Source organism: Thauera aminoaromatica S2 (genome assembly GCF_000310185.1).
GTDB classification, from domain to species: domain Bacteria; phylum Pseudomonadota; class Gammaproteobacteria; order Burkholderiales; family Rhodocyclaceae; genus Thauera; species Thauera aminoaromatica.
This window is the reverse complement of sequence record NZ_AMXD01000141.1, coordinates 1-9,289: the sequence shown is the minus strand read 5'-3', so window position 1 is coordinate 9,289 and position 9,289 is coordinate 1. Positions and strand designations below refer to the sequence as shown.

The 9,289-nt window shown below is 68.9% G+C and carries 8 protein-coding genes; 3 read left to right on the top strand and 5 right to left on the bottom strand.

The window, feature by feature from the left end:
- The 5 genes from cgtA to C665_RS16290 all read right to left on the bottom strand — a co-directional run.
- Positions 1-1,087, bottom strand: a 1,087-nt coding sequence (gene cgtA, locus C665_RS16310) for an Obg family GTPase CgtA (protein ID WP_004322890.1), incomplete at its 3' end; no start/stop codon positions are given.
- A 109-nt stretch (positions 1,088-1,196) separates the two neighbouring features.
- Positions 1,197-1,460 (bottom strand): 50S ribosomal protein L27, encoded by a 264-nt coding sequence (gene rpmA, locus C665_RS16305; protein ID WP_004322888.1) that lies wholly within the window; start codon positions 1,458-1,460, stop codon positions 1,197-1,199.
- Between the two features lie 20 nt (positions 1,461-1,480).
- On the bottom strand, positions 1,481-1,792 hold the full coding sequence (gene rplU, locus C665_RS16300) for a 50S ribosomal protein L21 (RefSeq protein WP_004322886.1): 312 nt from the start codon (positions 1,790-1,792) through the stop codon (positions 1,481-1,483).
- A gap of 129 nt (positions 1,793-1,921) precedes the next feature.
- Positions 1,922-3,637 carry a SulP family inorganic anion transporter gene (locus C665_RS16295; RefSeq protein WP_004322885.1) on the bottom strand — a complete coding sequence of 572 codons (1,716 nt, stop codon included), beginning with the start codon at positions 3,635-3,637 and terminating at the stop codon, positions 1,922-1,924.
- Between the two features lie 208 nt (positions 3,638-3,845).
- Positions 3,846-5,000, bottom strand: a complete 1,155-nt coding sequence (locus tag C665_RS16290) for a PEP-CTERM sorting domain-containing protein (protein WP_004322883.1) — start codon at positions 4,998-5,000, stop codon at positions 3,846-3,848.
- 487 nt (positions 5,001-5,487) lie between these two features.
- On the opposite strand from C665_RS16290, the gene C665_RS16285 reads away from it, so the two are divergent.
- The 3 genes from C665_RS16285 to glcE all read left to right on the top strand — a co-directional run.
- The gene (locus tag C665_RS16285; RefSeq protein WP_004322881.1) at positions 5,488-6,369 is read left to right on the top strand and encodes a LysR substrate-binding domain-containing protein; all 882 of its coding nucleotides are present in this window, start codon (positions 5,488-5,490) and stop codon (positions 6,367-6,369) included.
- A gap of 313 nt (positions 6,370-6,682) precedes the next feature.
- Entirely contained in the window at positions 6,683-8,194 is a 1,512-nt protein-coding gene (locus C665_RS16280) for an FAD-linked oxidase C-terminal domain-containing protein (protein WP_004322879.1), read from the top strand.
- 191 nt (positions 8,195-8,385) lie between these two features.
- Positions 8,386-9,289 (top strand): glycolate oxidase subunit GlcE (gene glcE / locus C665_RS16275; RefSeq protein WP_004322877.1); only part of this gene is annotated, 904 nt, incomplete at its 3' end.

Sequence of the window (9,289 nt, the reverse complement as noted above, 5' to 3'; positions counted from 1 at the left end):
CGCGCGCGGCCTCGGCCGCGGCGAGACGAGCGGCCTCGGCGGCGACGCGCTCGGCGCGCTCGGCCTCGATGCGGGCGCGCTCGGCGTCGAGCAGGTCCTGGATCGCGAAGATCAGCGCCTGGGTGCCTTCGCCCTTCATGGCGGAGATCTGGAAGTGGCGTTCGACCGGCCCGTAGGCTTCGAGGAAGGCGGCCACGCGTTCGGCGCGCTCTTCCTCGGGGATGAGGTCGAGCTTGTTGAGCACCAGCCAGCGCGGCTTGTTGTACAGCGCCTCGTCGTACTTGCGCAGCTCCTCGGCGATGGCCTTGGCGTCCGCGACCGGATCGGCCTCGGGATCGAAGGGGGCGAGGTCGACCAGGTGCAGCAGCAGGTGGGTGCGCTGCAGGTGGCGCAGGAACTGGTGGCCCAGCCCGGCGCCCTCGGCCGCGCCCTCGATCAGGCCGGGGATGTCGGCGATCACGAAGCTGCGCGCCTCGCTGGTGCGCACCACGCCGAGGTTGGGTGCGAGCGTGGTGAAGGGGTAGTCGGCGACCTTGGGCTTGGCCGCGGAGACGCTGCGGATGAAGGTGGACTTGCCGGCGTTGGGCATGCCGAGCAGGCCGACGTCGGCGAGCACCTTGAGCTCCAGGTGCAGGTTGCGGTACTCGCCTTCCTGGCCCATCGTCTTCTTGCGCGGGGCGCGGTTGGTGCTGGACTTGAAGTGGATGTTGCCCAGGCCGCCGCGGCCGCCCTGGGCGATGAGTACGGTCTTGCCGTCCTCATCGAGGTCGGCGACGAGCTCGCCGCTGTCGAGGTCCTTGATCACCGTGCCGACCGGGAAGCGCAGCGTGATGTCGTCGCCGCCCTTGCCGTAGCAGTCGCGGCTGCCGCCGTTCTCGCCGCGCTCGGCGCGGAAGCTGCGGGTGTAGCGATAGTCGATCAGGGTGTTGAGGTTGCGGTCGGCCACGGCGTACACGCTGCCGCCACGGCCGCCGTCGCCACCGCTCGGGCCGCCCTTGGGGATGTACTTCTCGCGGCGGAAGGTGGCCGCGCCGTTGCCGCCGTCGCCGGCGTACACCTCGATGCGGGCTTCGTCAAAGAACTTCATGCCTGATCAACCTCTTGGCGGGGCAGGCCGGCAGGCGCACCCCGAAAATGAAAAAGCCCTACCACCGGGATAGGGCTTTCGATGCTGCGATGCGGACCGGAGCGCGCGATCAGGCCGCTTCCGGCACGATGATCACGGTGCGACGACGCGACGGGCCCTTGACCGCGAACTGCACGACGCCGTTCTTGAGCGCGAACAGGGTGTGGTCCTTGCCGATGCCGACGTTGTCGCCAGGGTGGTATTCGGTGCCGCGCTGGCGAACGATGATGTTGCCGGCGAGCACGAACTGGCCACCGTAGCGCTTGACGCCGAGGCGTTTCGATTCCGAGTCGCGGCCGTTACGCGAACTACCGCCAGCTTTTTTGTGTGCCATGTCGGATTACCCCCTGCGCCTTAGGCCGAAATCGCTTCGATGCGAAGCTCGGTGTAGTTCTGACGATGCCCCTGGTGCTTCTGGTAGTGCTTGCGGCGGCGCATCTTGAAAATCTTGATCTTGTCGTGACGGCCGTGGGAGACCACGGTCGCCTTGACGGAAGCTCCGGCCACAACGGGCGTGCCGATCTTGACGGCATCGCCTTCACCGACCATGAAGACCTGGTCGATGGTGATCTCGGAACCCACGTCGGCCGGTATCTGTTCTACCTTGATCTTTTCGCCGGCAGCGACGCGATACTGCTTGCCACCGGTTTTTATCACCGCGTACATGGTGTTGCTCCAGTTGATGGGTCTGCGAAGAATCGCGCACTATACGAACACGCGGCAGGAAAGTCAATGAAAACAATGTCCGGACCTGCGTTCCCAGCGTATCCGGGCACATGTAAGAAAATCCGACACTCACGGGGCCGGGGCGCTCGCCGCGGGCCCTGCCGCGGCCAGGGCCGGCTGCAGGGCGTCCAGGGCCTGGTGCTCCGTGCGATAGTTCGAATGCGCGCCGATGCGCGCCCACACGCCGTCGCGCTCCATGGCGTCGATCACCTGCTTCTTGAGTCCGCAGAAGGCGATCGTCTGACCCTGGCCGTGGAAGCGCTCGACCAGGCTGGCGAGGGTGTGCAGGCCGGTGGCGTCGATCGCGTTGATGCCGGCGGCCGAGACCAGCACGACGCGCACGCTCTCCTGCGCGCGCGCGGCGCCGAGCATGGCGTCCTCGAAGGTCGCGGCGGTGACGAAACTGAGCGGGCCGTCGAAACGCAGGATCACCAGCCGGGGATGCGGGTGGGGCAGGCCGAAGCGCTCGCGGTCGCGGTAGGTGCCGTCCTCGTGCAGGCCGAGCAGCGCCACGCGCGGACGCATGCCGCGATACACCAGCAGCGCGAGCGACAGGATCAGGCCGGTGAACACCCCGTTCTGGATGTTGGGCGCGAAGGCGAGGGTGGCGAGGAAGGTGACCGCCGCGGCGGCGCCGTCGTCGCGGCTCGCACGCCAGGCGCGCCGCATCACTCCGGTGTCGATCAGCCCGGCGACCGCCTGCAGGATGATCGCCGCCAGCACCGGCTTGGGCAGGTGCCACAGCAGCGGGGTGAACCACAGCAGGGCGGCCAGCACGAAGGCGGCGGTGACCAGCGAGGACAGGCCGGTGCGCGCCTCGTTGGCGTAGTTGAGCGCCGAGCGCGAGAACGAGGCGCTCACCGGCAGACCGCCGGTGAAGGCGGCGGCGAGCTTGCCCAGGCCCTGGCCGACGAGCTCCTGGTCCTGGTTCCAAGGCTGGCGGGTGCGGCCGCAGATCAGCTTGGCGCTCGAGGCCGCCTCCATGAAGCTCACCATGGCCACCACGAAGGCGGCCGGCAGCAGCGCGGCGATCAGCTCCGGGCGCAGCGGCGGCAGGCTGAAGCCGGGCAGGCCGGCCGGCACTGCGCCCACCACCGCACCGCCTTGGGCAGCGAAGCCGGTCCAGGCCGATAGCGCGATCGTCGCCGCCACCACCAGCGGCACGCCGGGCAAGCGCGGCCACAGGCGCTTGAGCCCCACCAGCACGGCCAGGCTGCCGACGCCGAAGGCCGCCGCGGCGGGCTGCAGTGCGTCGAGCCCGCCGAGCGCACGCACGAAATCGACCAGCAGGTGATCGGAGTGCGGCATGGCCAAGCCGAGTAGCGGAGGGATCTGGGTCAGGCAGATGATCAGCGCGGCGGCGTTGACGAAGCCCATCAGCACCGGCACCGACAGCAGGTTGAGCAGCCAGCCCAGGCGTAGCGCACCGAGCGCGAGCTGGATCAAACCCGACAGCAGCGCCAGCAGCAGGGCGAGCCCGACGAGGTCGCCCCCGGCGGTCGCGCCCAGCGGCAGGATGCTCGCGCCCACGAGCAGGCTGGTGAGCGCCACCGGCCCGGTGGAGAGCTGGCCGCAGGAACCGAACAGCGCAGCGACCACCGCCGGCAGCAGCGCGGCGTAGAGGCCGATGTGCGGTGGCAGCCCGGCGAGCTTGGCGTAGGCGAGCGCCTGCGGAATCAGCACCAGCGCGACCGTGATGCCGGCGACGAGGTCGCCGCGCAGCCCATGCTCGCGCCATTGCGCAGGCCAGGCGAGGAAGGGCAGGTGCGGATGTGGGGAGGGCATCGGCCGGAGGATTCCCGAGGGCGGGGGGGGGTGTGGCCCCCCGTTGTCCGGGGGATTCCATCTTAGCCGTGAAACGGGGGGCGGCCCAGGCGCCCGAAAAGAGTTCGGGCAGCGGCGCGGGACGCGCGGCTGCCCGAAATGGATCCGGCAGGGCCGGATCCGTACGAGGCTCGGTGAGGGTTTTCGCTGCCGCGGTGGCCGCGATGCCTCAGGACTTGCGGGAGCGGCGGGCGGCCGCGAAACCCAGCAGACCCGAGCCGAGCAGCGCCAGGGTGCCGGGTTCCGGCACGCGTTGCGTCGCCAGGCGGGTGCTGATGAAGACCTGTTCGAAGTTGTTGTCCTGCGACACCGCGGTGCCGTAACCGACGCAGGAGTCGTTTCCCTGCGTGTCGATGGTGAATGGCGGGCTGACGCAGCCGTAGCGCAGGTCGATCCGCATCACGTAGTCGTCGAGATTGGCATTCGCCGCCATCAGGCCGCCGATGTAATCGTCGAGTTCGGGAATGGTGATCGCGTAGGGGGCCTGGTTCTCGCCGAGGTTGTGGTTGATCGCATCGAAGCTGCCGGCGCTGGCGGTGGTGCAATCGACCAGCGTGCTGGTGGTCTTGTCGACGCACACCTGGCCGCCCGACATGGCGAAGTCGGTGATCTCGGGGGCGTTGCCCTCGCTGGTATAGAGCGTGACGTCACCATACGGGACACCGCCTCCGACCGGCGGGGGGCCGTAACCCGGGGCGGGCAGGTCGCCGATGCCGTCGCCGTCGCGCTGTTCGCTCGTGCGCGGGTCGTTGGTCACGTCGAAGGTCTTGTAGACCGTCGTGCCGGCGAGGTTGGTCAGCGTCACGCGGGCCCAGACGGCGAGGTTCTGCGTCAGGCCGTCGTTGCTGTTGGGCTCGTTGTTCACGAAGAAGAACGTCATCAGGTTCTTCGAGAAGTCGAAACTCTGGTCGAGTGCGCCAAGCGTCGCATCCCAGGTGTTGGTCTTGTCGCCGGTGAAGGTGGCGTTCTTGTTGCCGTCGCTGCCCGGCTCGTTGGCGGAGGTCATCGTGAAGAACAGCTCATTGTTCGCCGCGTCGAAGGCGTCGTCGATGTTCGCGTTCTCGTTGTCGACGTGGCCGCCGGCCCCCTGGACGATGTAGATGCGCGGGTCGGTCTCACTCGCACCCGGGGAGCCCTTGACGTTGTAAGGACAGCCGGGGCCGTATTCAGAGCCGCAGGCGAAATAATTGGCCACCGCCAGCGAATAGCTGTTGCCATCGCCGTACGTGACGTAACCGAGCCCGTTGAGGTTGACCAATGCGGCCGATGCGGACGATGCGCCGAGCGCGGCGAGCATTGCGACGACCAGGTTTTTGGCTTTCATGGCACTCCCTCCTACAGGTGTATGGAGATCTCGTAGCAAATCGTGTGCCAATAATGCAAGTATCTGTTTTTTAGATATTTTAATTTTTAGATTTTTCTTCTTCAGCAGCCTGTGTAAAAAAAATCGACACCCGGATCCAGCCTACTTGTGGAGATCCGAACGGGTTCCAAGCGAAGGGATATGCGAAAGGCAATTCCTTTGCGGCGCCTTTTCCGATGGCCATGGAAAGTAACTCGGAGTTGCCGATGTACTATGAAAAATTAATTCGATAAATGCCTGAAGAATAATTGCGGCACGAATGAAGTGGCCGGGCCGATCCGGCGCTTCGTCCTGCGACCGGGAGAATGACGCTCTCGCGCCACAGCAGGATGCGCGCACCCGAAACTCGGCGCGGGAGGGAAGGTGGGTGGGGGCGTCGCAGTGCAGGCAGCGGGGCTGCGGGGGCATAATCGGGGACATCCTTCCGAACGGGCCCCGAGCCGCGACCATGGCGCTCCGCCGCATCCCGCCCATCCAGTGCCTGCTCACCTTCGAGGCGGTCGCGCGCCTGCGCAGCGCGAGCCGTGCGGCCGAGGAGCTCTGCGTGACCGTCAGCGCGGTCAGCCATCGCCTGCGCCAGCTCGAGTCCCATCTGGGCGTGCGGCTCTTCTCGCGCAGCGACTTCACCCCGACCGCCGAGGGGGCGGCCTACCTGCAGCAGGTCGGTGTCGCGCTCGCGGCGCTGCGCGAATTGCCGGGCGAGCGCGCGCCGGGTGCATCGGCGCGCTTGCGCGTGGCGGTGACACCCTCGTTCTGCCGACAGTTCGTCATGCCCAAGCTCGAGCTCTTCCGCCGCGACTGGCCGGACATCGAGCTCACCCTGCAGGTGTCGATCCCGCTGCGCGACGTCGTCGCGGAAGAGGCGGAGCTCGAGATCCGCTATGGCGCCGGGGGCTACACCGACCTCGAGCACCGCCTGCTGCTGAGCGACGAGGCGGTCCCCGCCTGCAGCCCGGCCTTCCTCGACGAGCACGGCCCCTTCGACGGTTTCGCGAGCCTCGCCGAGTGCGCCGGCACCGCGCTCGTGCGCAGCCCGCTCGAGCCCTGGTCGAACTGGTTCGCGCACTGCGGTCTGGCTCTGCCCGAGCCGGCGCGCGGCGCACAGTTCAACGACCTCGGCCTGGCCTACGATGCCGCGGCGAGCGGCTTCGGGGTCGCCCTGGTGCGCCAGCGCCTGGGGGCGGCGTGGTTCGACAGCGGGCGCCTGCTGGCGTTGTCCTCGCGCCCGCTGCGCTCGCCCTACGCGCACTACCTGTGCTGGCGCCCCGGCGCGCTCGAGCGCTGGGAGTGCGCCGCGTTCGCGGACTGGCTGCAGGCCGCGCTGCCCTGAAGCATCGCCGGGCCGTTTCAGGGTTGAATTTTCTTCAAGCCGGCGAGCAAGAGGCGTCAAGCGGGCGCTGTGCGGGAGCCTCTATACTCCGGATAGCTGCCCGGTCCCGCGGGGAGTCGAGGATTCGGATGCGCCAAAGATCGCGACACGCCCGCGGGGATTCCGGGGGCGGAGGATCGCGCTTCGCGGCGGTTCTGTTTTCGTAGGAGCGACGCAAGTCGCGATTGCCGCGGTCCCGATACGCCCGCGCGGATTTCGATGTGCCGGCGCGGCGGTCGATGCTCGATCGGCATGGCCAGGCGAGGAGACGAGGATGATGCTGGAGAACGAAGCGCTGCCGTTCGGTGAGACCGAGGGCGATTTTTCCGCGGTGGACAAGGCGCGCGTGGTCGCAGCCTTGAGCAAGGTGCTGCCGTCCGGGACGCTGATGTACGACAGCGAGGACCTGCGCCCCTACGAGTGCGACGGCCTCGCCGCCTACCGCGAGCTGCCGCTGGTCGTGGCCCTGCCCACCACCGAGGCGCAGGTGGTGGCGGTGCTGCGCATCTGCCATGAGATGGGCGTGCCGGTGGTGGCGCGTGGCGCGGGCACCGGGCTGTCGGGCGGCGCTCTGCCGCACACCCGCGGCGTGCTGCTGTCGCTGGCGCGCTTCAACCGCATCGTCAGGCTCGATCCGCTCGCACGCACCGCGGTCGTGCAGCCGGGCGTGCGCAACCTGGCGATCTCCGAGGCGGCCGCGCCCTACGGGCTGTATTACGCGCCCGATCCGTCCTCGCAGATCGCCTGCTCGATCGGCGGCAACGTGGCCGAGAACGCCGGCGGCGTGCATTGCCTCAAGTACGGCCTCACGGTGCACAACCTGCTGCGCGTGCGCGGCGTCACCATTGCGGGCGAGGTCGTCGAGATCGGCTCGGGTGCGCTCGATTCGCCGGGCTACGACCTGCTTGCGCTGGTCACCGGCTCTGAGGGCATGCTGATCGTGGTCACCGAAGTCACCGTCAAGCTCGTGCCCAAACCGCAACTCGCGCAGTGCGTGCTCGCCGCCTTCGACGACGTGGTGCGCGCCGGCGAGGCGGTGGCGAGGATCATCGCCGCCGGCATCATCCCCGCCGGCCTGGAGATGATGGACCAGCCCGCGACCGCGGCGGTCGAGGAGTTCGTGCGCGCCGGCTATCCGCTCGACGCCAAGGCGATCCTGCTGTGCGAGGCCGACGGCACGCCGGAGGAGGTGGCCGAGGAGATCGCCCGGGTGCGCGCGGTGCTGGAAGACAGCGGCGCCACCGAGATCCGCGTGTCGCGCGACGAGGCCGAGCGGCTCAGGTTCTGGGCCGGGCGCAAGGCCGCCTTCCCGGCGGCGGGGAGGATCTCGCCCGACTACTACTGCATGGACGGCACGATTCCACGCAAGCGCCTCGGCGAGATGCTCACCGCCATCCAGGCCATGGAAGGCAAGTACGGCCTGCGCTGCATGAACGTGTTCCATGCCGGCGACGGCAACCTGCATCCGCTGATCCTCTTCGACGCCAACCAGCCCGACGAGCTCGAGCGCGCCGAAGAGTTCGGCGCCGAGATCCTCGAGCTGTCGGTGGCGCTCGGCGGCACCATCACCGGCGAGCATGGCGTCGGGCTGGAGAAGATCAACCAGATGTGTTCGCAGTTCACCACGGCCGAGGTGCGCCAGTTCTTCCGCGTCAAGGCGGCCTTCGATCCGCCCGGGCTGTTGAACCCCGGCAAGGCGATCCCCACGCTCAACCGCTGCGCCGAATACGGCCGCATGAAGGTGAGCAAGGGGCATGTGCCGTATCCGGAGATTCCGCGGTTCTGAACGGGGGAATCGCGACTTGCGTCGCTCCTACGGGCGGTCCCGGGCGGCGGTGAATCCCGGATGGTCACGGGGTTTCCGTAGGAGCGACGCGAGTCGCGATCGCCGCCGACGGACTGCGCCCCGCGCGTCGGGAGTGCCCGGCCGGCAGGGTGTGCGGCCCCGCATATGAATGATGATTGGACGATGACACGATGACGATGATCGAGAAGGAATGGGCCGAGCGCGTGCGCGCGTCTGTGGCGACGCGTACGCCGCTGTGCCTGCGCGGCGGCGGCAGCAAGGACTTCTTCGGCTGTACGCTCGCCGGCGAGCGCTTCGACCTGCGCGCCAACCGCGGCGTGGTCGCCTACGAACCCACCGAGCTCGTCGTGACCGTGTGTGCCGGCACGCCGCTCGCCGAGCTCGAGGCGGTGCTGGCGGACAAGGGCCAATACCTCGCTTTCGAACCGCCGCATTTCGGTCCCGGCGCCACGGTGGGCGGCTGCGTGACCGCCGGCCTGTCGGGGCCGCGGCGGGCGAGTGCCGGCGCGGTGCGCGACTTCATGCTCGGCGTCAAGCTGCTCGACGGCCGTGGCGAGGTGCTGCGCTTCGGCGGCCAGGTCATGAAGAACGTCGCCGGCTACGACGTCTCCCGCCTGGTGGCGGGCAGCCTCGGCACGCTCGGCATCCTGCTCGAGGTCTCGCTCAAGGTGCTGCCGCGGCCGGTGGCCGAGGCCACGCTGCGTTTCGAGCTCGACGAGGCGAGCGCGCTGCGGCGCGTCAATGAATGGGGCGGCCAGCCGCTGCCGGTGTCGGCCACGCTGTGGCAGCACGGCGTGCTGCACCTGCGCCTGTCGGGCGCCGAGGCGGCGGTGCAGGCGGCCTGTGCGCGGCTCGGCGGCGAAGCGCTCGATGACGCGACGGCGCAGGCGCTGTGGACCGCGGCGCGCGAGCAGACCCTTCCCGGCTTCGCGCTGGAGGAGGGCGAGGTGCTGTGGCGGTTGTCGCTGCCCTCGACCGCGCCCGCGCTCGGCCTGCCCGGGCGCCAGCTCGTCGAGTGGGGCGGCGCGCAGCGCTGGCTCGCGGGCGCGATCGACGCGCAGGCGGTGTGTGCGC